18 protein-coding genes and 2 tRNA genes are annotated in these 23,553 nt (G+C 54.2%); 12 read left to right on the top strand and 8 right to left on the bottom strand.

Annotation, left to right across the window (positions count from 1 at the left end; genetic code table 11):
• The first annotated feature begins 110 nt into the window (after positions 1-110).
• A tRNA-Val gene (locus tag D9N13_RS16355) sits at positions 111-186 on the top strand.
• A gap of 5 nt (positions 187-191) precedes the next feature.
• Positions 192-268 (top strand) — tRNA-Asp (locus D9N13_RS16360).
• A 342-nt stretch (positions 269-610) separates the two neighbouring features.
• Here the strand turns inward: D9N13_RS16360 and D9N13_RS16365 are convergent.
• Positions 611-1,636, bottom strand: coding sequence for an AraC family transcriptional regulator (locus D9N13_RS16365; protein WP_290592253.1), 1,026 nt, complete (start codon positions 1,634-1,636; stop codon positions 611-613).
• Positions 1,637-1,904: 268 nt separating this feature from the next.
• On the opposite strand from D9N13_RS16365, the gene D9N13_RS16370 reads away from it, so the two are divergent.
• The 6 genes from D9N13_RS16370 to D9N13_RS16395 all read left to right on the top strand — a co-directional run bounded on the left by D9N13_RS16370 (position 1,905) and on the right by D9N13_RS16395 (position 8,366).
• A complete protein-coding gene (locus tag D9N13_RS16370; protein ID WP_290592255.1) occupies positions 1,905-3,347 on the top strand; it encodes a hypothetical protein in 1,443 nt (480 codons plus the stop codon).
• A 90-nt stretch (positions 3,348-3,437) separates the two neighbouring features.
• On the top strand, positions 3,438-4,385 hold the full coding sequence (locus D9N13_RS16375; RefSeq protein WP_290592257.1) for a 1-aminocyclopropane-1-carboxylate deaminase/D-cysteine desulfhydrase: 948 nt from the start codon (positions 3,438-3,440) through the stop codon (positions 4,383-4,385).
• A gap of 30 nt (positions 4,386-4,415) precedes the next feature.
• Entirely contained in the window at positions 4,416-5,303 is an 888-nt protein-coding gene (locus D9N13_RS16380) for an NAD(+) kinase (protein ID WP_290592259.1), read from the top strand.
• Positions 5,303-6,265 carry a metallophosphoesterase gene (locus tag D9N13_RS16385; RefSeq protein ID WP_317622530.1) on the top strand — a complete coding sequence of 321 codons (963 nt, stop codon included), beginning with the start codon at positions 5,303-5,305 and terminating at the stop codon, positions 6,263-6,265. Before D9N13_RS16380 ends, D9N13_RS16385 begins: the two co-directional genes overlap by 1 nt.
• A gap of 102 nt (positions 6,266-6,367) precedes the next feature.
• On the top strand, positions 6,368-8,029 hold the full coding sequence (locus D9N13_RS16390; protein WP_290592263.1) for an EAL domain-containing protein: 1,662 nt from the start codon (positions 6,368-6,370) through the stop codon (positions 8,027-8,029).
• Positions 8,030-8,102: 73 nt separating this feature from the next.
• Positions 8,103-8,366 carry a YeaC family protein gene (locus D9N13_RS16395; protein WP_290592265.1) on the top strand — a complete coding sequence of 88 codons (264 nt, stop codon included), beginning with the start codon at positions 8,103-8,105 and terminating at the stop codon, positions 8,364-8,366.
• 50 nt (positions 8,367-8,416) lie between these two features.
• On the opposite strand, the gene D9N13_RS16400 is transcribed toward D9N13_RS16395, so the two are convergent.
• Positions 8,417-8,863 (bottom strand): DUF6231 family protein, encoded by a 447-nt coding sequence (locus D9N13_RS16400; RefSeq protein ID WP_290592267.1) that lies wholly within the window; start codon positions 8,861-8,863, stop codon positions 8,417-8,419.
• 114 nt (positions 8,864-8,977) lie between these two features.
• Between D9N13_RS16400 and pepN the strand changes: the two genes are divergently transcribed.
• From pepN to D9N13_RS16420, 4 genes are all read left to right on the top strand, one after another.
• Entirely contained in the window at positions 8,978-11,632 is a 2,655-nt protein-coding gene (gene pepN, locus D9N13_RS16405) for an aminopeptidase N (protein ID WP_290592269.1), read from the top strand.
• A 301-nt stretch (positions 11,633-11,933) separates the two neighbouring features.
• Entirely contained in the window at positions 11,934-13,298 is a 1,365-nt protein-coding gene (locus D9N13_RS16410; RefSeq protein ID WP_290592271.1) for a DUF1329 domain-containing protein, read from the top strand.
• Positions 13,299-13,437: 139 nt separating this feature from the next.
• Positions 13,438-14,472 carry a WD40/YVTN/BNR-like repeat-containing protein gene (locus D9N13_RS16415; RefSeq protein WP_290592273.1) on the top strand — a complete coding sequence of 345 codons (1,035 nt, stop codon included), beginning with the start codon at positions 13,438-13,440 and terminating at the stop codon, positions 14,470-14,472.
• A gap of 32 nt (positions 14,473-14,504) precedes the next feature.
• Positions 14,505-16,826, top strand: a complete 2,322-nt coding sequence (locus D9N13_RS16420) for an efflux RND transporter permease subunit (RefSeq protein WP_290592275.1) — start codon at positions 14,505-14,507, stop codon at positions 16,824-16,826.
• A gap of 89 nt (positions 16,827-16,915) precedes the next feature.
• Here D9N13_RS16420 and D9N13_RS16425 read toward each other — a convergent pair whose 3' ends face one another.
• The 6 genes from D9N13_RS16425 to D9N13_RS16450 form a co-directional block, all read right to left on the bottom strand.
• Positions 16,916-17,359 carry a copper resistance protein CopD gene (locus tag D9N13_RS16425; RefSeq protein ID WP_290592277.1) on the bottom strand — a complete coding sequence of 148 codons (444 nt, stop codon included), beginning with the start codon at positions 17,357-17,359 and terminating at the stop codon, positions 16,916-16,918.
• Between the two features lie 131 nt (positions 17,360-17,490).
• Positions 17,491-19,200: a BatD family protein gene (locus D9N13_RS16430; protein ID WP_290592279.1), complete on the bottom strand. Its 1,710-nt coding sequence runs from the start codon at positions 19,198-19,200 to the stop codon at positions 17,491-17,493.
• Positions 19,194-21,047, bottom strand: coding sequence for a VWA domain-containing protein (locus tag D9N13_RS16435; protein WP_290592281.1), 1,854 nt, complete (start codon positions 21,045-21,047; stop codon positions 19,194-19,196). The genes D9N13_RS16430 and D9N13_RS16435 overlap by 7 nt, the downstream gene beginning before the upstream one ends.
• Complete coding sequence (locus tag D9N13_RS16440; RefSeq protein WP_290592283.1) at positions 21,044-22,105, bottom strand: vWA domain-containing protein; 1,062 nt, start codon at positions 22,103-22,105, stop codon at positions 21,044-21,046. The genes D9N13_RS16435 and D9N13_RS16440 overlap by 4 nt, the downstream gene beginning before the upstream one ends.
• Positions 22,102-22,572 (bottom strand): DUF4381 domain-containing protein, encoded by a 471-nt coding sequence (locus D9N13_RS16445; protein WP_290592285.1) that lies wholly within the window; start codon positions 22,570-22,572, stop codon positions 22,102-22,104. The genes D9N13_RS16440 and D9N13_RS16445 overlap by 4 nt, the downstream gene beginning before the upstream one ends.
• Positions 22,569-23,552 (bottom strand): DUF58 domain-containing protein, encoded by a 984-nt coding sequence (locus tag D9N13_RS16450; protein WP_290592287.1) that lies wholly within the window; start codon positions 23,550-23,552, stop codon positions 22,569-22,571. Before D9N13_RS16450 ends, D9N13_RS16445 begins: the two co-directional genes overlap by 4 nt.
• Position 23,553: the final 1 nt, after the last annotated feature.

Raw genomic sequence — 23,553 nt, forward strand, 5'->3', positions numbered from 1 at the left:
AAATGTGCGGAAACAGCGAAGTAGACACTTACATGGCGAATTTATTTCAGTTTTTTTCGAATTAACGTTTGACAGCATCCGGGAATTTCGTAAAATGGCGCCCACTTCTCGGGTGGTTAGCTCAGCTGGGAGAGCATCGCCCTTACAAGGCGAGGGTCACAGGTTCGATCCCTGTACCACCCACCAAATCCGGAGCGGTAGTTCAGTTGGTTAGAATACCGGCCTGTCACGCCGGGGGTCGCGGGTTCGAGTCCCGTCCGCTCCGCCAACTTTCAAGCAATGGTTTGTTTCCGAGAGCAAACCATTGATCTTGAAGCTTCCGGTCAAGTTTGTTCCTCACTACCAGTCAGTTATTCCCGTACCCCGTTTTTAAAGTTTCTTCAGCACTCGTTTGCATTCACACAATTGTCATTCTGATCCTGTTTACTTGGTTTGCATTCAAAATGGCCCATGAAAAACTGGCGCGATCCTTGAATGGGAATTGCAGCAATGCTGTTTCAGTAAACGGAGGAAGTAACCATGGAACACTATCAGGACGAACTGCTGGATACAGATGAGTTCGAGTTTGATGATGAAGTGGATGACGCCTTTGAGATGTGATCTCAAGGCGTCATTTTAGTTTTTTAATCAGTGATTTACGAAACTCGCCGGGGGTTTGGCCCGACCAGCGTTTGAACGCTCTCTGAAAAGCCCCGGGGGTCGAGAAGCCCAATAGATAGGAAATTTCACCGAATGTGAGATCGGTGTTTTTCATGTAACTCATGGCCACGTCCCGCCGCATCTCATCCACCAGCGACTGGTAGGCAGAATCCTCTTCTTTCAATTTGCGGCGCAGGGTCCAACTGGGCATGCCCAATGTCAGTGCAACCTCATCGATGGACGGCGTTTGCCCATGGAGCATGGTGCCCAGTACTTTCAGCACCTTGTTGCGGTAGCTGTCGGCCAAGGCAATCTGATTGAGCAATTGGTCGCATTTACGCAGTAACTTGGCATGCAGTTGCCCGTTGGCCTCCGGCAGAGGGATCTCAAGGTCAGAGGAGTTAAGTACAATGGCGTTACGAGGCGCCCCAAAACGCACCTCACATTGAAAGGCCCGCTGGTAATCGCCCACATAATTGGGGGCATCAAATTCGATTTCTGCCTTTTGAACCAACCCGCACTGTCCTGAAAGCAGCTGCAGCAATTTCGCCCAGGCACTCAGTACACCGTCCACCACAAAACAGGTGTAAGCGTTGTAAGGCGCGATGGAGTAAAAAACCATGGCGGTTTGGGCACCTTCTGCCTGGAGTTGACTGGTGCCGCGGTAGCATTGGCTATTGAGATGTTCGTATTTCAGCACAATGGCCAGGGCTTCACCCAGTGTTGGGGCGGTCATTGCCGCCAGGCCCACATACCCCAGACTGCTGATACGGCTGTTCTGACCCAGCAGCAGCCCGATATCCGGCCGGCCGCTCTGGCGAATGGCGCCCCGCCCCAGCCGCATCAGGTAGGTCAGATCGATTCGGTTGTCGTCGTCCAGCAGTTGCGCTGGATTAAGGTCGGCGTCTGCCAGCAGCTGTTCACAGTCGGCGCCGACCTGTTCGGCTACCTGCAACAGTTGGTTAACGTACAGTGCCGTGGTGTCCCCGATTTTCATTAATACCTTCGATTTATCAGAACATCTTAATGTAAGGGAGCATTATATATGCATATTGCTGGTGTTTGTGGTTTTGATCTTTGAACGTTTTTTGCGCAGGTGTTCACACTTACGGTGCTTTGGCAGTCACTGCCTGGGGGGCTGGCCTGCACTAGAATGAGGAAGCGGCCGAAAACACGGCTACACTGATTGTATTAGGCCGTGAAGTTTTTGGCTCCCAGTATCGAACACCGAGCAGATTGAATAACAGGCGCGTTGGGCCCCGACCATGCTAGATTCAGCATACTCTAATGAGGCTGTAGTATTTTTCGAGGATGGAGCTGTCTCCAAGGAGATGACCTATTCCGAGTTTGAAGCCATTCTGGATGGGGTGGTGGGCATGGATGATTTTGCCGGGGACACCCTGAAAGCCGTGTTTGTGGTGGTAAACGGGCGTTTGAAAGTGACCGCCGCAGTGCTGTTCAAAGTAGGGTTCGACCGGCAGGGTTATGCTGATCGTGCCTGGAATCTGCCGTTGCGACACCTGGCGGATACCGGTGGCAGCGGCCCGGATATGGGCGCGGGGGCGATCAAGCTGGCCTGCAAATCCCAGTGCTCCGTGGCCTGGCATGCCTCATCCCTCTGGGATCCGGATATGTCCCCTAAATCCAATACGTTTGTGCGCTTGCGAGATGCCATCGCGGAGAACCGGCTGTGCCTGCCCACCAGCAGTGAGCCGGAGCCGCCGTTGGTGCAGGCACCGCCCCAGGCAGCGCCGCCCAACTGGGGAATGCCGCCAAGCCAGCCGCCGGCATCGCGTCCGCAGCAGTGGGGGCAGGGGGGCGACACCATTAATTCCGGTTGGGATAGCGATGATTCCGGCCTGACGGAAAGTCAGCTTGCCGCCTTGGAACAGGAGCACCGCAACAAAATCGCGGCCCTGATCAAACAGCAGCGTTTGCATATTCAAACCCTCAAAAATGAGGCTGAACTTGAACTGCAGGGTACCCGGCTCAAACTGGAAAAAGAACTGGAATTGGCCCGCCAGGAAGTCTCCCGTTTGCGTAATGAACATGAATCACTGCATGCGCAGAATATTGCCCTGCGGGAGCAGAATGAGGCGCAGCGCAAGCAGCTGGAAACCATGAAGCGGACCCGGCAACTGGAGTTGCAGGCGGCCCAGCAGACGGAAAAGGCGGAAGTGGAAGCCTTGCGTAAACAATATCAGGAACAGATGAAACAGAAAATTCAGGAAGAAACCGCCAAGCTCAAGGAAGATATTGAATTGCGCAATATGGAGCTGATGTATCGTCATGATGTGGCGAAGCAGTTGCGGGAGGAACTCACCCACTTGCGCAAGGATAAAATTCGTCTGGTGCATGAAGGTGGAGACAAGTTTTTGGAAAGGCTGGAGGCACTGGGGGTTAGCTTTATTGCTTTCCACCCCGGGGCGGGCCATGTGTCCATCCTGCTGTCGGACATGCCTTCCTATATGGAAAATCCCATTGCCTATGCGGCCAATAAATGCCTGGTATCGGAAGAGCACTATCGTACCTGGCTCGATCACTATCAAAAGCCAGAGTGCCAGGCGCCGTTGTCCAGCGACAAGAAATGCGGCTGCCGTATCGGGCGGGTTGATGTACCCAGCCAGTTTGTAGTGGGCGACTCTGACCGTTGTGAAAAGCACAAACCACGCTCTTATGGTGACAACGTGGTGACCTTTCGCGGCTGATCTGTCTGCCGTTGTGGCAGTCTGTTATAATGGCGGACCCATGCTGCTGATCCGTCACCCCCGAAATTCATGCCCATCCCAGATACCCCTTTGAGCCAACAGGTTGCCTGCTTTGAAACGGCGCTGGCGGCTGACCCCCGTTTACAGGCAAGTGGATTACTGGCAACACTGGACATTGATACCCTGTCTTATGCGCTGTTTGAAGCTTGCTCTGTGCAGGTGGATGTGTTGCGTGCAGACCAACTGCATCCGGTGGTATCCGGTAACAAGTGGTTCAAACTCAAATATAATCTGCTGCAGGCACAGCGTGATGGTTGTCGTGAGCTGTTGTCTTTTGGTGGTGCCTGGTCCAATCACCTGCATGCCCTGGCCTATGTGGGTGGTTTGCTGGGTTTCAAAACCTGCGGCATTGTCCGTGGCAACGAGCTGGATACAGCGGCCAATCCCATGCTGGCTGAAGCACAGGCGCTGGGTATGGAATTGGAATTTGTCAGCCGGCAACAGTTTCGGTATTACCGCGAAGCGCCCCGGCAACTGGCTGCCGATCTGCGTTGGGTGATCCCGGAAGGCGGTGATAACCAGCTGGGCCAGCTGGGCGCGGCTTCGATGTTGCTGCAAGCCCATGCCGTTGCCGGTGAATACAGCCATGTTGTGGTGGCAGTGGGTACCGGCTGCACATTTGCCGGCTTGCGCCAGGCGTTGCCGGATTCCGTTAAACTGGTGGGTGTCTCGGCGTTGAAAGGTGCCTGGGTGGAGCAGGACATGGCCCGGCGAATGCGGGGGCTCCCCGCCGGCGGCTGGTACCTGGATCAGGCTCATCATTTTGGTGGCTTCGGCAAAGTGACGCCGGACCTGTTGAGTTTTATCCGCGGATTTGGAGACAATACAGGCTTGTTGCTGGACCCGATCTATACCGGTAAGGCAATGATGGCTTTACAGGACTTGATAAGCGAATCAATGATACCCTGTGGCAGTCGTGTTTTGTTTGTACACAGTGGCGGGTTGCAGGGGCGGCGCGGCTTTCCCATCACACACTGACTTAATTTTTTATTCCCAGCGAGTAGTGGCATGCAGAAAAACGAACCCTTTCGAACGGTTGGCTTGATTGGTCGGCCAGGTGTGAATCCTCAGGTAGAGGAAACACTGATGTCGTTGCTTGCCTATCTCGATAGCCGCAACATCAATGTGATTCTGGACGACGCCACCTCCAGCAATATTGCTGCCGGCGCCCATCAGCGTGCCAATCGAAAAATCCTGGGCGAAACCTGTGATCTGGTAATTGTGGTGGGAGGCGATGGTTGCCTGTTGGGGGCGGCACGGGATCTGGCCCGACACAAGGTGCCTTTACTGGGTGTTAACCGGGGGCGGTTGGGGTTTCTCACGGATATTCACCCAACTGAAATCGAAGCGCGCATGGATGAGGTCCTGCAGGGAGAGTATACGGTGGAACATCGTTTTTTGCTGGAGGCGCAGATCCGCCGCGATGGCAAAATGATGGGGGAGAATTCGGCCCTCAATGATGTTGTGTTCCATTCCGGTAATTCAGTGAAGATGCTGGAATTCGAGTTATATGTCGATGGTGATTTCGTTTATCGCCAGCGCTCAGACGGCCTGATTATGTCCACTCCCACCGGCTCCACGGCGTATGCGCTGTCCGGTGGCGGCCCCATTATGCATCCCCGGCTGGATGCGATTGTCCTGGTGCCGATGTTTCCGCATACCCTCAGTAGTCGTCCGATTGTTATTGACGGCAATAGTGAGATAAAAATATTTGTTTCACCCACCAACGATTTCAAGCCGTTGTTAAATTGTGATGGTCAGGGTGGGTTGATGGTGGAGCCGGAAGATTGGTTGTACATCCGTAAGCGCTCCCATCCCCTGAAACTGTTGCATCCAAAAACCCATAGTTTTTATGAAGCCTGCCGTTCCAAGTTGGGCTGGAGTGAGGTGCTTTGATTCCGGATGATCCCGCCCTTGAAGGCTATGATGTGATTGGCGATGTGCATGGTTGTGCCCATGCCCTGATCCGGTTGTTGCAGGCCCTGGGTTATTCCCAACACCAGGATGTGTGGCATCATCCGCGGCGCAAGGCGGTGTTTGTGGGTGACATAATTGATCGGGGGCCGGGTATTCGGCAGGCGATGCGGCTGGTGCGTCATATGGTGGATGCGAATCAGGCCTATATGGTGCTGGGCAATCATGAGTTTAATGCAGTGGCCTATTCCTCGTTATGCCATGAGCCGGTGACTCCACGTCTGCAGCGCTTGTACCGGCGGCTTGGCGGTCATTTGAAAACCAGTCTGGAAGATTACCGTTTTCACTTACAGGAATGGAAAGACCTGATTCACTGGTTGCGTCAGTGTCCGATTTTTCTGGAATTCAAATACTTTCGGGTGGTGCATGCCTGTTGGGATCCAATGCGTATCGCACAAGCGGCGCAGGTGCATGATGGGCGAGTGTTGCAGGATCAGGCGTTTCTGGCACAGAGTATGTTGCCGGCCACAGAACCCAACCGGATCGTAGAGCGTTTGCTTAAAGGCATGGAAATGGAATTGCCCAATGGGCAGACGCTGTTGGGATCCGATGGTGTCAGACGCAGTCGGTTTCGTACCAAGTTCTGGAGTCAGGCCCCCAAAACCTATGGTGATGTGGTGTTTCAACCGGACGGTCTGCCGGATGATCTGGCGGATCAACCTCTGACAGAACAGGAACACAGTCGCCTGCTGAGGTATGGCGCGGATCAAAAGCCGCTCTTTGTCGGTCATTACTGGTGTAAAGGGCAACCCCACATCTTGCGCAGTAACCTGGCCTGTCTGGATTACAGTGCGGTAAAGAATGGTTTATTGGTTGCCTACCGGATGGGGGCGGAAACCGATTTGAAAAACGATGCTTTTATGTGGGTGAACAGTGCGGGTTAGTGGTTATCTACTACAATTAGGGGCGATTGCCTACCACGATAATTCTACAGGTCTCTTATGCAGCTGAAGGGGAAAACTTCCGCATTCATACTCTGGATTCTCATGACGCTGGCCAGCGTACTGATCAGTGCCTGGGTACATAATCTGGCGACCCAGACGCCCGCCGACAAAGAAGCCCGTCTGGTGAAGCGTAACTTCGATGTTATTCTCGCGGATTTACAGAATCACCTTCAATGGCTGGCAGAGAACCCCGGTATCGAGTTCAGCACCTTACCCGCAGATGTGGATGTTCGCCTGGTGTTTGACCAGCAGGATCTGTTGCAATTCAAAACCACGCTGAGCCCGGAAGAGCACGTCGATAGCCTGCTGACCAGTATCATCGGCTTTCTGAAAGTACCCCGCCAGGCTGATGCCGGTGTTACCTACTGGCGGGATAAGGTCATGTTGATGGTGATTCAGGAGCAGGGCAGTGTGCGCTCGGTGGCAGCGGTGTTTCTGGATGACTGGTTGTTGCGCCTGTCTGACGAGCTGGATTATCAGTTGGGGTTGAGCGCAACTTCCATGAACGATGCCGGTGGCAGTCTGGGCGCGGCAACCGTTATGTTGCCTTCGCTGGTGGGTAAACCGGTTTATGTGTCGGTGAGCCCGTTGCAAACCCTGTCCTCCACCCCCTACATTTGGTGGCTGTCCATTCTGGTGAGTGCAACGGTGTGCGGTGTGCTGGTGTGGTCGCTGTATTACCGACCAATTTGGAAGCGGCTCAAGGTGCTGCTCTCGCAATCCCGTCACATCATGAAATCCGGCAACTTCAGCGGGCGTGTCACCACCGAGGGGCGGGATGAGATTGCTGACATGGCGGTGCAGGTCAACGCGATTCTGAGCTCGCTGGAATACTGCTATAACCTGATGGCCAAAACCAACCTGATTACCACGGAACTTCTGCAGAAAGTGGACCGTCAGGCTACACCGGAACTGGATACCATGATGACCGAAGAGAGCGAGCTGAAATCTTCCTTGGATGTGGTGTCCCGTCTCAGCGAGGCTTTCGAAACCGATGCCTTGGAAGTGTTCGTGCAACCTGTTTTTTCCCCGCAGCGGGACCGGGTCACCGGCTATGAGGCGCTGGCGCGCTGGATGGATCCGGAGATGGGGATGGTGGCACCGGCCGAGTTTGTGAACATGTGTGAGAAGGCCGGCCTGCTGGATTTGTTAACCAGTTTGATGTTGCGTCATTCTTTGTCCGCATTGCGGGAGTTGCGCGACGAGCATGGCGCTCAGTTGGTGGTGTCCATCAATCTGAGTTCGGCACAGTTTTATTCACCGGCCTTGATGAATGCCCTGAACGCCCTGTCTGCGGATGACAGCCGGCTGCTGGGACAGCTGGAATTCGAGGTGCGGGAAAGCACCATTACCCATGATTTTGATCAGGCCCTGATCCTGATCAATACGCTGAAGCAACGGGGTTTGCGGGTCTGCATTGACGACTATGGCTTAAGCCGTTATTCGTTGATGTACCTGCAGCGCCTGCCGGTGGATACCATCAAGTTGTCGTCTGTATTTACCGAGCGCCTGGCCTGGGAAAGCCGGGAGTCTGCCTTTATCGACGGGATTGCCCGGTTTGCCACGGGGCTGGGAATGCGGGTGATTGTGAAGAACATCGAAACAGACGGCCAGCTGGAAACCCTGGGTAATTCACTTCCCATTGAATATCAAGGGATTGCGTTGGGTGCGCCGGCACCCTTGACGGTGGCGTTGCAGCACTAATTCCGGTCATTGGCTGTGTTACAATAGGCCTCCTTTTGATTAACAGATTGCAGACAGTGATGGATTTGTAGTGATGAACTTCGATGCGCTGATTGACTCGATCACCCCTGAAACCTATCAATCCCTGCTACGGGCCCTGGAACTCGGCAAGTGGGCAGACGGCAACCGCCTGACGCCCGAGCAGAAAGAACATGTGATGCAGGCCATCATCGCCTATGGCGAAAAGAATCTGGCCGTCCAGGAGCGGGTAGGTTACATCGACCGCGGTAGCAAAGATGAGGGGGAGATGTGCGATGATTCAGCCCCGCCCGAGCAACCCGTTAAGTTTCTCCAATAGCAGCATAATGCTGTCCTGATGGCTGCCTTCGGTCGCGCCATGACGCCGGGCTACCAGCGGTAGCGATCCCAGTTCTGGGGGTTGGCCCAGAATTTGGGGTTGAGCCAGTCCGGCACGGGTTTGTAGGTTTTCAGGTCGAACAGATAGTAACGGTTCCGTTCAGTGAGGGCGCAACGCACAAAGCCCAGTGCCAGGCATTCGGTTTCAGTCATACCCCGGTCATCCAGGGTCAGTTCCAGCAAGACTTTTTGCGCCAGTTGATCGCGGCATTTTGCAATGACCGCATTGCGGGATGCATCGTCCAGATCGAGGGCGGACTGGCTCAGTGCCACCAGATCCACCCGTTTCAGGAACGAATTTTCCATCAGATTGTCTGTGGAAACCTGAGTGATTGAACTGGCTTGGCTGACACTTTCATCGGGCGTATAACCAACGCATAATACGTTGGCAAGCTGATGAGTTTTGATCAATGCTGTCAGTGGTGCTGGAAGCGCCATGCCATTCTCCGCTAAGTTGTTAAATTCATTGCAGTCATACATACTGCAGAACAAACCAACATTTCACAAGCAGCGGCCGCACGGCCGTTGCTGTCAGCTTCGGGTCCCGTCATCATGAAAGAAAACAACGCCCCCAAAACCATTCGCCTATCTGATTACAAAGCCCCCAATTATCTGATCGACACCATTCACCTGGACGTGCGCATTTATGATGAATACACGGACGTGGTCAGTCATATGGCGGTGCGGGCCAATCCTGATGTACCGGATGCCCGCTCGCAGCCACTGGAACTGTTGGGTGCGGATCTCGAATTGCTGGCAATTCAACTGGATGGCGAGGCCCTGGCGCGGGAACGATATCAAATTGAAGAAGAAACACTCAGTATTACCGGGTGTCCGGAGCGTTTCACTCTGTTGACGATGACGCGCATCAATCCCAAAGCCAATACCTCCCTGGAAGGCCTCTATGTGTCCAAAGGGATGTACTGCACCCAATGTGAAGCGGAAGGCTTCCGCAAAATTACCTACTATCTGGATCGACCGGATGTGATGGCACGTTTCACCACGCGGGTAGAAGCGGATAAACAGGCGTATCCCGTGTTGCTGTCCAATGGCAATCCGGTTGAGCAGGGTGATCTGGCGCAGGGGCGTCACTATGTTATCTGGGAAGATCCGTTCAAGAAACCTTGCTACCTGTTTGCACTGGTGGCCGGTGACTTATCCATGGTGGAAGATTCCTTCACTACCTGCAGTGGCCGTGAAGTGGCGTTGCAGCTCTTTGTGGAGCCGCAGGATCTGGATAAGTGCGCGCACGCCATGGACTCCCTCAAGCGTGCCATGGCCTGGGACGAACAAGTGTACGGACGGGAATACGATCTTGATATTTACATGATCGTGGCCGTTTCCCACTTTAATATGGGGGCGATGGAGAACAAGGGGCTTAATATTTTCAACACATCCTGTGTCCTGGCCAGTGCGAAAACCACCACTGATATGGGGTTTCAGCGAGTGGAAAGCGTGATTGCCCATGAATACTTTCACAACTGGTCCGGTAATCGGGTTACCTGCCGCGACTGGTTTCAGCTGAGTCTGAAAGAAGGTTTTACCGTGTTCCGCGATCAGCAGTTCTCGGCTGACATGGGGTCTGCCACGGTAAATCGCATCGATGATGTGAACATGCTGAAGACCCTGCAGTTTGCAGAAGATTCCGGCCCCATGGCCCATCCGATCCGACCTGACAGTTACATCGAGATCAACAATTTTTACACCATGACGGTGTATGAAAAGGGCGCGGAAGTGGTGCGCATGATGCATCGCCTGTTGGGCAGCGATGGCTTCCGCAAAGGCTCGGACCTGTATTTCGAACGTCACGACGGGCAGGCGGTAACCTGTGATGATTTTGTGCAGGCAATGGAAGATGCCAACGGCGTTGACCTGACGCAGTTCCGGCTCTGGTATTCCCAGGCGGGTACGCCCCATCTTACGGCCAGCACGGAATACGATGCCGGCAACCAGCAGTTCTCAATAACACTGGAACAACACACTCCGCCCACACCCGGTCAGCCGGATAAACACCCCTTGTTGATACCGGTGGGCATTGGATTACTGGGCGCGGATGGCAAGGATTTGCCATTGCAGTTAGCCGATGGTAGCCGCCTCGATGAGGATAATCCGGTGCTGAAACTGACACAGGAAAAGCAGACCTTCGTGTTTACCGGAATCCATGACCAACCGGTGGCATCCCTGTTATGCGGATTTTCTGCCCCGGTGAAACTGACCTTTGACCAGTCCCGTCGTGAGCTGGCGTTCTTAATGTCCCATGACAGTGATGGTTTCAATCGCTGGAATGCAGCGCAGCGCCTTACCGTACTGGTATTAACAGATTTGATGGCAGCCTATGGCAAGGGCAGTGAACTGGCAGTGGATCAGCAACTGTTGGATGCTTTTCGGATCCTGCTGACAGATGAATCCCTTGATCAGGCCATGGTGGCCAAGATGTTGGAGTTGCCCACCGAGCAATTTCTGGCCGAACTCCTGCCCAAGCCGGTGCAGGTGGATGCCATTCACCACGCCCGGGAAGCGCTGAAGCGCATGCTGGCGCAGGGCCTGAAGAATGAATTGCAGCAGGTCATCAGCCGTTGTCCGGTGGACACAGAGTATCATTATGAAGTGAACGCCGTGGCCCGGCGCAGCCTGCGTAACGTTTGCCTGGGTTATCTGATGTCGTTGGCTGATGACGAGGCAACCAATTTATGCCAGCAGCAATATCATCAGGCCAGTAACATGACGGATCAACTGGCCGCATTTCGTGCCTTGGCCCATTCCGACCGCGCGGAGAAAACACTGGTGATTGCTGATTTCTACGGGCAATGGCAGCAGGAATCGTTGGTGGTGGATCAGTGGTTTATGGTGCAGGCCAGCTCGCCACAAAACGACACGCTGGAAAACGTCAAGGCCCTGATGCAGCATGAGGCCTTTGAGATGACCAATCCCAATAAGATTCGTGCGTTGATCGGTGCCTTCTGCAATAACAACCCGGTGAATTTTCACAAGGTGGATGGTTCCGGTTACAGCTTTTTGGCGGATCAGATCATTACCCTGAATAAACTCAATCCCCAGGTTGCATCGAGGATGGCCACCATACTGACTCGTTGGGCGAATTATGACAATGTCCGGGCGGATTTGATCAAGCAGCAATTGAAACGCATTAAAGCCGAGCCACTCTCACCGGATGTATACGAAGTGGTTACCAAAGCGTTGAATCAGTAGGCGCGGGATACTGCGCTAAGCGCCTCGGGTAATAAACATAAGATTACTTGTTCTTAGGATGAATAAGTATTTGTTTTGATCAGTGTGATTGGTTATTTTATGGCGGCATTTACAATGGCCGCAGAGTCAAAAATGCGTCGAAAATAGGACAATATCGATTTTTTCGACTTAAATTATTAAAACTACGTCTATTATCGCCCGGTGGCACAAGGGAAGCGTTTAGGAAAGCCCGTGTTGGCGATCATTATTGGAACAGTGCGAATCGATTGTCAGGCTTGGCCTGGCATGAGGTATTGTGGGAATGTTGATGAGAAGAAGTGGGCTGTTGTTGGCCTCAATCTGTTTGTTCGCCTCTATCCCGGCCGTTGCCCAGACCTCGGCGTTGGGCAAGGAGTTGACCCCCTATGGTGCCGAACTGAAGGGCAATGAAGCCGGAACCATCCCCCCGTGGACCGGTGGCTTGACGCCGGATCAAATGCCGGCGCTGCAAGATAAGCTTGAGAATCCTTTCGAGAAAGAAAAGCCCTTGTTCACCATCAACGCCGCCAATCTGGCTCAGTACCGGGACCAGTTATCCCCGGGGCAGCGTGCGTTGTTGGAGCGTTACCCCGATTCCTATGCCTTGCCGGTCTATCCCAGCCATCGTACCGCCGCCGCACCACAGTGGGTTTATGACAACATTGCCCGCAATCATGGCAGTGCCCGTTTGGTGAATGAAGGTAATGGCATTGAGCAGGCCGTGGGCGGTGTTCCCTTTCCGGTGCCCTTGAATGCCCAGGGTGAGGTGGATGCGGTCAGGATTCTATGGAATCACCTGACCCGGTGGCGCGGGATTCATGTCCAAGCCGATATTTCTGAAGCCCCTGTGCAGCCCAATGGCAGCTACTCGCTGGTGTCCACGGCCCAGGAGGCGTATTTCGTTTATTACGATCGCACTAAGCAATGGCAGGATCTGGACAACAAACTTTCCTACTACATGGCCTTTATCCGCAAGCCCAGTCGTTTGGCCGGCGGTGGCGTGTTGGTACATGAAACCATCGACAGAATCAAAGAGCCGCGCAGCGCGTGGGTCTATAACACAGGTACCCGCCGGGTAAGGCGGGCGCCGTCCATTGAGTATGATATGCCGGTACCCAGTGCGGATAACCTGATTACCGCCGATGAAGTGGACATGTTCAACGGTGCTCTGGACCGCTTTGACTGGGCATTCATCGGTAAGCAGGAACTCTACATACCCTACAATAATTTTCGCTTGAGCAACGCCACCAAAGATGACAAGAAGCTGTTGCAGAAAGGCCATATCAACCCGGATTTAACCCGTTACGAGCTGCATCGGGTGTGGGTTGTCGAAGGAACCAGTAAAGCGGGCGTGCGTCACCTGTACAGCAAGCGCCGCTTTTACATTGATGAAGACAGTTGGAGTATCGTGCAGGCGGATCAGTATGATGCGCGCGGTGAACTGTGGCGAGTGCATGTATCCTATCTGGTTGGCTACTACCATGTGCCCGTCACCTGGGGGGCCCTGGCCGCCAATCATGAATTGGACTCGGGCCGCTACTTTGCCGCCTACATGGATAACTCCAATGGCATGGCCATCCGTTTCGGGCAAGACCCACCAACAGAAGGTTACTTCAGCCCACAGTCGTTGCGACGTATGGGGCGTTGAATGGCCAATTTACCCATCTGATTTGGACACTCAATCAGGGTTTGTGTGAATCGTGGTCAATGAAAATGCTTTAATGACAGTTGCTCAATTGCAGGTAGTAAATATTCATATGTGGATTAGAAATAAGATGCGTTACTCGATGATTAGAACACTGGTTGGCACCGCGTTGTTGTGGGGGGCCAGTACCGGTTCGGCCCTGGCTGCCGACTATGAAAAGCATCTCGATATGAGGGCTTCGATTCCATCAGACAAAGCAACGGAATCCCTGCTGACCGATGTGGAAGTGTTCAATGACAAAGTCATAGCAGTGGGGGATCGCGGCCACATTCTGGTGTCTGCTGATAACGGGCAGAGCTGGAGCCAGGCTCAGGTACCGGTACAGTATCTGCTGACCGCCGTTGATTTTGGTGATGCCCAAAATATCTGGGCGGTGGGGCACGAGGGCATCATACTGCATTCCGCTGATGGGGGTTCCAACTGGGCGCTGCAGTATGCCAATCCACATCGTGTTCGAACGGATGAAGAGTTGAACCAGTTGACCGATGAGGAATTTGCAAAATTACCCCAGGCCGGTTCACCGTTGTTGGACGTCTGGTTTCGCGACGAAAAGGCCGGCTTTGCAGTGGGCGCCTACGGCATCTTTCTGGGCACGGTTGATGGAGGCAAAACCTGGCAGGATGTGGCCTCCCGCATTGAGAATTTTGATGGCTGGCATTTGAATGCCATCAGTGCCAATGAACAGGGTACGGTTTATATCGCCGGTGAGAAAGGCGTACTGTTTCGCTCCGATGATGGGGGTGAAACCTGGGTGACTCTGGAGAGCCCCTATCAGGGTTCCTATTTCGGAGCCTTGACCGGGCCGAACCCGGATGATGTTCTGGTGTTCGGTCTACAGGGCAATATATTCAAATCTTCCGATCGTGGTGAATCCTGGCTTAAGGCAAAAAGCAAAGGCACGGATGGGGTAATGGATGGTGTGTTACTGGGTGACAAAGGTTCCATACTGGTGGGTAATTCCGGGGTGGTTCTCACCAGCAAAGACGGCGGCGCCAACTACACCATGCAGATCACCAAATCCAGAGAGGCAATTCTTGCCGTTGAAACCCTGCCCAACGGCAAACTAATCATGGTCGGTCAGGGCGGTGTTGATCTTGCAGCACCGTCAATGAAGTAACTACGAGATACTGATTTACGTTAAGGTACATTATGTCCACTAAAAACAGCACCATTCTAGAAGAATCGATATTTAAATTACGGCCGATTCTTTTGTTGGCCTTTGCCGTGCTCACTGCTTTTTTTGCCTTTGAGGCATCCAAGGTCAAACTCAGCACCGAATTCGAAAAAATGGTGCCCTTGAAACACGAATTCATTCAGAACCTGTTAAAGCACAAGGATGAGCTGAGTCTGGGTAACGATATCCGGATTGTGGTGGAAGCAAAAAACGGTGACATCTTTACCGATGAGTTTATGCAGGTGTTGCGTCAGGTTACCGATGAGATTTTCTATTTTGAAGGGGTGGACAAAGCTAAAATTCAGTCTCTTTGGACACCCAATGTCCGTTGGATGGAAGTAACCGAAGATGGCTTCCGGGGCGGGGAGATTATTCCTCCCACCTACGATGGTTCTGCGGAATCACTGGAACAGGTGCAGGCCAATGTCCTGCGTTCCGGACAGGTTGGGCGCCTGGTGGCGGATGATTTTGAATCCTCCATCGTGTATGTGCCGCTACTGGATCAATCCGGCGCCAACAAGAAACTCGATTACAAAAAGTTTTCGGCAGCGCTCGAGCAGGACATTCGTCAGAAGTTTCAGAGTGATAATATCAATATCCGTATTGTCGGCTTTGCCAAGAAGATCGGTGATCTGATTGAGGGGGCAACCGGCGTTGCGTTGTTCTTTATCATCGCAATAGGTATTACATTCGTTCTGCTGTTGATTGACTCCAAGTGCATTCGCAGTACCTTTACCGTGATTATTTGCTCAGTCATTGCCGTAATCTGGCAGGTGGGTATTTTGACTCTGCTGGGTAAAGGTATTGATCCCTACTCAATGCTGGTGCCGTTCCTGATTTTTGCCATTGGCGTGAGTCACGGGGTGCAATTGATCAATGAATTTGCGGTGGAATCCCACCGTATTAATTTCAAGTTGGAAGCGGCCCGGCTTACCTTTCGGGCGTTGTACGTGCCCGCTTTGCTGGCACTGATCAGCGATGCCATCGGCTTTATGACATTGTGGACCATTGAGATTCACGTGATACAGGATCTGGCAATCTCGGCGGCGTTGGGTGTGTTTGCGCTGATCTTTACCAATCTGCTGATGATACCCGTGCTACTGTCTTATGTGGGCGCCAGCCCCATGGCAGTAAATGCGATGAATAAGAAGTTGCATGCCAAACATGTGATCTGGTCGAAGATCTCCCGTTTTGCAACGCCAAAAGCAGCAACCGTGTCGGTCATTATTGCAGCCATTGGGGCCGGGGCCGGTTTGTACATCAGCAAGGATCTGAAAATCGGTGACCTGGATGCCGGGGCACCGGAGTTGTGGCCCGATTCCCGTTATAACCTGGATGACAAATACGTCAACGAGCACTACTCCGTGAGCGCGGACGTGCTGGTGGTGATGGTGGAAACCCCGGAATACGCCTGTACCGAATCCGCCGCCATGCAGAAGATGGATCGCTTTATGTGGCATATGGAAAACGTACCCGGTGTGCAATCGGCGCTGTCGGTGGTCACGGTATCCAAACGCGTTATCACCGGATTTAATGAAGGTAACTGGAAGTGGGCGGCGCTGACCCGGGTGCAGGATATCATCAATAATTCGGTGCAAACCGTTCCCGGCGGCCTGGTGAACACAGATTGCAGCCTGGCGCCCGTGATTGTATTTTTGGATGATCATAAAGCGGAAACCCTGGATCGAGCGGTGGCGGCGGTGCAGGAATTTGCAGCCGCCGAGAACGATCCGGATGTGGCAGAGTTTGTACTGGCGTCGGGTAATGCCGGGGTAGAGGCTGCCACCAACGAAACCATTGAACATGCCCAGAATATGATGAAGGTGCTGGTATACGGCGTGGTTTCCATTCTGTGTTTGATTACGTTCCGTTCCATTCGGGCGGTGATCTGTATTATCGTGCCGCTGGCACTTACCTCGATTCTGTGCCAGGCGCTGATGACTATCCTGGGCATCGGGGTCAAGGTGGCCACGTTACCGGTTATCGCCCTGGGTGTGGGTATCGGTGTGGATTACGGCATCTACATTTACTCGCGCTTAAAAGGCTTTATGGAAGATGGTATGGAACTTGAGGATGCCTATTTCGAAACCCTGAAGGTGACGGGAAAAGCCGTTTGCTTTACGGGGTTGACCCTGGCGATTGGTGTCGGCACCTGGATCTTCTCCGACATTAAGTTCCAGGCCAACATGGGTGTGTTGCTGACCTTTATGTTTTTGTGGAACATGGTGGGCGCCATCTGGTTATTGCCTGCCCTGGCCAACTTCCTGATACGTGGCAAGATCAAGAAGAAAGCGTAACGCTCAAGGCCGGCCATTAAAAAAAGCGAGTCCACATGGTGGGCTCGCTTTTTTTTGCGCTGTGCATTGCTTGCTGATGTCCTCTGTGTTCAGTACAGCCAACCTGTTCGAAATGAAACACCCACAACCACAAACAAAATCGAAAATACCGTAACCGGTATGATGTGCCAGGCCATGGTGGTTAAGGTTTTTTCTGAAAGCGTGGGGATGACACGAAGCCTGGCATCAATGGCGAACCCTACGGTTAATGCCAGTAGGCTGAGTTTGGCCAGTATGGCGTGGGCAACCGGATTGGCAAAGTTAATCCATTGCATAACATCAGGCAGCATGCGGTAGGCCAGCATAAGGCCGGTTATCACCTGAATAATCAGCGCGGGCATGCCGATTTTTTCATACACCGATTCGAATTCCAGAAGCTTCTCTGCGGAGCGTTGTGCCAGTACTTTGGGCAATATCACCACCGCAAGCACGATGTGCCCTCCTGTCCAGATTGTGGCCGCCAGAATATGAAGCAGTAGAAGTAATCCGTACATGGTTGTCTCGGAACAAATTGCGATCGTATTTAGGTAATTAATCCAATTCACGACCCGCTTTCAAGCGCTTTTTCCGCTAACTTCCCCTGATGTTGATCCTGGTCCATGTTTGCCCGGGTTTTGCGGATGAATCAGCTGGGATACAGTGGCTGCAATACCTGTTTCTGGTCTTTGGTGGCGGGCCTGCTCAGTGCTTCCTGGGTGGCTTTAAGCAAAGCTTCGCTATTCCATTTTGCCTCATTTTTATTTTTGTAGAGGTGAGCCTCAAGATCGCGAAGCGCGCCGGGCAGCGCATCCGTACCGGCTTTTTGGGCGACATCATCCAGGTTCCTGATGGTGCTGTCCCTGAATTGCTGACGAAATAGTTCAATCACGGCAATCCTTGCCGCCTTGGCATCCTGTGCTTTGCAGGCCGCTTGCAACGCTTTGTTGGCTTCGCGTAACTGGCCGGCACTGAACGGTGATGCCTGATTGTCTTCCTGCCCGGTTGCTCGGCTGTTGGCTCTGCGTGACAGCAGGGCCCAGATCAATAGTGCAAGGGTTAATAACCACAGGCAAAAGAAGGCCACGGCAATCCATTGCCAGGTTTGATTGATACTGGTTTGCCCCAAGGGCGGGGGAGGGGATTCCCCCGCTGAGCTTAACGGGGGAGCCTGAGCGGCACTGCTGTCCGTTTGCGGTCGACTGTTGGTACCGGTCACCTGAATGGTGCGGGCAGGCAGAGAGGTCACTTTCACCGCCTGCTCCTCCACGTCCCACCAAGTGACGTCGATGGCTGGCAGTTCAATGGTGCCCGCCTGAGTGGCAATCAGCGCCTGACTTTCAGTGCGGGTGCTGACAATACCGTGCTCACCCACGCTGCTGTTGCTCTCTGCCTGCTCCGGGTAAATCCTGACACCTTCGATGTCACTGGTGGGTACCGCCGGCAAGATGGTGGATAACACACCTTCTGCCTGCATGGACACAGTGCGGGTAATGGGTTCGCCGATATTGGCGTTACCGGCATCCGGCGACCAGGATTCGCTGAGCTGTAATGACTGGGCGGGCAACCAGGGTTGGTCAGCCGGGTATTCTGCGGGCTTGGGCTTGACTTCCAATTCCAGGTTGGGGGAGTAACGGCGAACTTGTTTGCCGTTGAGAGGATCGTAGTAATTGCGTGACCGTGAACGGAATACTGTGGCTTCCAGGCGGGCACCGGGGATCTGAATGGTGCCGCTTTTCTGGGGGAATACCGCATAGCGGAACTCAAACACATCATACTGTGTGCCGTTGAGCGTGGTTTTGTAATTGCGTTGCTCTCCCAGCTGTTCCATTGCCGCATTTTCAATGGCGGGTGGCTGATAGGATGGATCGTAGATGTCGATATTGCCACTGAAAATACGGACGGTGAGGATCACCTGCTCCTGGACGTAGGCCTGTTGCTTATCAATTTTGGCATCGACAAACAGGTACTGTTCCGAGTTGCTGGCGCTGCTGCGTTTGGTGACGTGCAGTTTGAGTGGCTTGCTGGTGACGTTGTCGTAACGGATAGGGGGAACGGCAATATAGCCGGTGTGCTTGGGTAGCAAGGTAAGAATCCAACTGGTAAAGGAGACAAAACGGCCGTTCAGTATATTGCTGCGCTCCGCTTTGAAGGTGGAGATGATCTCGAAGTGTTCGTTCAGAACACTGAAGTCCGGTGCTTTGCCGTCTGCGGTCTGGTCGATGGTGATCGTCAGTTTGACGGTATCACCCTCGGTCACCTTGGTGGTGTTCAGCTTTGCATTAATGCTGATGGCCTGCGCCTGGGCACTGACGATGGACAATAACAGTACCAGGAGGAAAGGGATGCTTCTTACCATTGGGTGTCTCCAGAGGATGAGTTTTTCCTCAATTGAGATTCATATTCAAATTTGCGGCGCAGCAGGCCGCCGGGATCATCCGGAATACGGCGCAGCCACTGTTCCAGCGCCTGCTGGTCTTCCGTTGTTTCCTGCAACTGGGGTTGTGGCAGCATCTGGGCTTCATCCTGTTGCTGCTCTGACTCTTGTTTTTCAGGTTCCGTGGGTTGTGGCTGGTCCGGTTGCTCGGAGTCGTTCTCTTCGGGTTTCTGCTGCTTGGCTTGTTCCTGTTCGGATTCATCAGCCTGTTGTTCAGCTTCTGGTTGCTGTTGTTGATCCTGCTGCTGATCTTGTTCCTGTTCCTGTTGATCAGACTGGGAATCCTGATTCTCATCAGACTGGTTGTTGTTCTCCTGATCCTGATCCTGATCCTGCTTCTGGTCGTTACTTTCGCCGTCGCCCTGTTGCTGTTCCTGCTGTTGCTTGAGCTTTTTTACCAGGTCGAGGTTGAACTGTGCATCCTCCAGCTCCGGGTTCAGCTGCAATGCTTTCTGGTAGGAGGCAATGGCCTCATCCAGCTTCTGTTGACGGGCCTGACTGTTGCCCAGGTTATAGAAGCTTTCGGCACTGTCTCCGCCGGCATACAGCTGTTCTGCGGCTGCGTAGTTTTCAGCTTTGTACTGACTGGCTGCCTGCCATTGGGGATCATTAAAGGTTTCTGCTGCCTGCTCCGGTTTACCGGATTGCAGTAATGCGCGACCCTGTTGGTCATCGGTCTGCCAGAGATCGTCCCAGCCAAAGGCCATGCTGGAGGGGGCGTGGGTTAACAGGGCGCAACCCAGCAGCGCCGGCATCAGGACGGCACCGAACCAGCCTTTGCGGTAGCCCGCGGCGGCAAATGGCAGGATCAGCAGCACCAGCCAATGGCCGGTTTCATCCCATACATCGAATTCGCGTCCGGTCTCCTTGATCTCCTGTTCGTTGGGCAGCAGGCCCTCGGCCAGCAGATAATTGATGTCTTCGTCACTGGTACTGATGGTGCTGAAGCGGCCATCCAGCTGCCGGGCCACCCGCTTCAAGTGGGATACATCCAGCTTCGGAATCACGATGCTGCCGTCGCCCTGTTTAATGAAAGAGCCGTCGGGCAGTTCAATGGGAGCCCCATCGCGGGTGCCGATGCCCATAATGGACAGGGGCGTTTGATAACTGATGAGATCTTCCACTTTGTTGGCAAAATCCCCCGGCAGGTCATCGGTCATCAACAGGATGCGGCCCCGATTGAGTCCGGCCTGTTGCAGGGTGGCCACTGCTTTTTCGATAGCCGCTACGGGGTTATTGCCCTTTTGCGGCATGATGTCCGGGCTCAGGCTGTTGACCATGCTGAGAATGGTGTTGGTGTCGTCGGTCAGTGGCGTTACCACATGGGGTGTGGCCGAATACACGATCAATGCCGTCAGACCTTCATCGGTGCGGTTGAGAATGTCGCTGAGTTTCAGGCGCGCTCTGACCAGGCGGGAGGGGGCGAGGTCCTTGGCGTACATGGAAAGCGAAAGGTCCAACACAATGACCTGGGCGTTGATTTTTTTCTGCACTGCCTGGGGCAGTTGTTGCCAGGTGGGGCCGGCCATGGCAACCACGGCCAGTAGCCAGCAGATCAACAGCATGACCAACGGCGCCCGGCTTTGGCGTGTCACATTGCCGGCCAGCAGATGGGGCAGCAGATGCGGTGATATGACTCGCTGCCAGCCACCATAGGACGATTTACGGTTCCACAACAGCATGATCAGAATCACGGCGGGTATAACGCCCAGCAGCCACCAGGGCCGCAGAAAGCGGAATTGTTCAATTTGCTGCAGGAATTCGGTCATGGTTGTTCGACTCCGTTTTCCTGTTGGCTCCGGCGCGACAGCCGCCAGTGCACACCGTAGTTGCGGATTACGGTGTAGAGGGCAATGGCCACACTGAGCAGCAATGCCAAACCCAGTGGATAATGGAACAGGGCCTTGATGGGGCGGAACGTCTCCGGGTCGGCGTCTACCGGTTCCAGCTCATCGAGCATTTCATAAATGTGCTTGAGGGATTCGGTGCTCTTGGCACGGAAGTATCGGCCACCGGTAATGTTGGCAATCTCGGTCAGGGTTTTCTCATCCAGATCGGCAGAAGGGTTCAGGCGCCGTGCGCCAATGCCGGTGCCCAGCAGCCCCGGGGACATGACAAACTCGGCACCCACACCAATGGTGTAGATTTTCAGGCCTTTCTGGGCGGCCAGTTCGGCGGCTTGCAGGGGCTGGATTTCGCCGGCGCGGTTCTGGCCGTCTGTGAGCAGGATCAGTACCTTGCTGTCCGTGGGTCGATCCTGGAGGCGCTTGAGGGCCAGTCCGATGGCGTCGCCGATGGCTGTACTCTGGCCGGCAATGCCGATGGCGGATTCGTTGAGCAGCTGCTTCAGGGTTTTACGATCGAAGGTCAGCGGGGTTTGCAGATAGGCATTGCTGCCGAACAGAATCAGCCCCATGCGGTCCTGGGTGCGCCGCTCGATGAATTCGTCGAGCACGCTTTTCACCACAGTGAGCCGATCCACCCGTTCGCCTTTCAGTTGCAGGTCGGTGGCGCGCATGCTTTCGGATACGTCCACGGCCAGCATCAGATCCCGTGCCTTGGAGGTTATACTGACCGGTTCACCGATGTATTGCGGGCCGGCGGCGGCAATCACCAGTGATACCCAGATCAGGATCAGCAGCAGCCGAAAGCTGCGGCTGCTGCCGGAGCGATTGCGGTCTCGGCGGTTCGCCATGTCGTTTACGCTATTGAAAAACGGCACCCGCAGCAGGGCACTGTCATGACTGCTGGCCCGCGGCAGCACAGCCCGCAGTATCCAGGGTAACGGCAGTATCAGTAATAAGGGTATCCACTTCAGAATTATCATGACTGTTTCTTCAACCAGAGATCGACGGCTTGAATCAATTCGCTGCTGTCTACCTTGGGGCTGGGGGCAAACCGGTCCACCAGTATGCGGCCGGAACCTGCGGAAAACTCACTGGTGTGCCCGGTTTGATCCAGAAACGCCAGCCATTGTTCCCCGGCCATACCGGCGATTTCATCGCGACCGTAGCGGGTGATGGCGGTTCGCTTCAAGAGCGTGGACAAATCCGACAACAGCTGTTGATCATCCCTGGAGCTGAGGTAGCGAGCGCGAATGCTCTCCATGTGTTGAATGGCTTCCCTTTTATAGGCCAGCCGCTTATGGCGCCACCATAACCAGTAAACACCGGCGATCAGTGCCGATAACACCAGCAGCGCCAGCAGCCACCAACCCATGGCCGGCGGCCACCAACCCACCGGTGGCGGCAGGTGAATATCCCGCAGTTGGCTTAAGGGGTCCGCGGGGTTCATGCCCGAGCCCCCTTGGCGGTTCTGAGGCCCAGGGTTGCCCGTAACCGCTCGGCCACACTGTCGGCGGTGCTGATCTCGATGAGGGGTACGGCAATGCGTGTGAGCTGATCTTTCAGCTCACTCTGACGCTCAACAAAGCGCAGCGCATAATCCTTGCGCAGTTGGTGGGGGCCGGTGTTCAGTCGTACATTGCGCTGGCCGTCGGTAAAGCCGTAGACGCCGGAGGGGGGAAGCTGCTTCTCCATGGGATCCACAACCTGCACGGCGATGACATCGTTGTGACCGCACAACAGGCTCATATGCTGCTGGGTGATGTCGTCGTAATTGAGAAAGTCACTGATGATCACCACCAGGCTGCCGGGGCGTACCACGTGATTGAGCCCCTGCAGGGCATTAATGAAGCGCTGGCGGGAAGAGCGGCGCAGGCCCTGCCCGGCATCCAGGCTTTGATTGAACTGCAGCAGGATGCGAAAGAAATTCTGAATGCCCCGTTTACCTTCTTTGGGGCGCACCTCTTGTACCTCTTCGTCGTTGAACAGGAAGCCGCCAATGCGATCTCCGTGGCTGCGAACGGCCCAGGCAAAATAGGCGGCAGTGCGGGCTGCCACAACCGATTTGAAGGCATTCTGGCTGCCGAAAAACATGGCTTGGCGTTGATCTACCACCAGGTAGACCGGGCGCTCCCTTTCTTCACGGAACAGTTTGGTGTGGGCGCGGCCGGTGCGGGCAGTGACCCGCCAATCGATATTGCGCACATCGTCGCCCGGTTGATAGATGCGCACCTCATCAAAATCGATGCCGCGGCCACGGAAGCTGGAGCGGTGCAGTCCGGCCATGGAGGCCATGGCCTTCTTGCGGCCGCGCAGATCCAGTTCAACCTGGGCACCGCGCAGCATCACCAGTTCGTCCATGGATATATAGACGCCACGATAGTTGGCTATATTGTCTCGTTCACGCACCAGGTTTGTGGGTGTAGCCATG

This window comes from Ketobacter sp. GenoA1 (genome assembly GCF_003671475.1).
In the GTDB taxonomy this organism is placed as follows: Bacteria; Pseudomonadota; Gammaproteobacteria; order Pseudomonadales; family Ketobacteraceae; genus Ketobacter.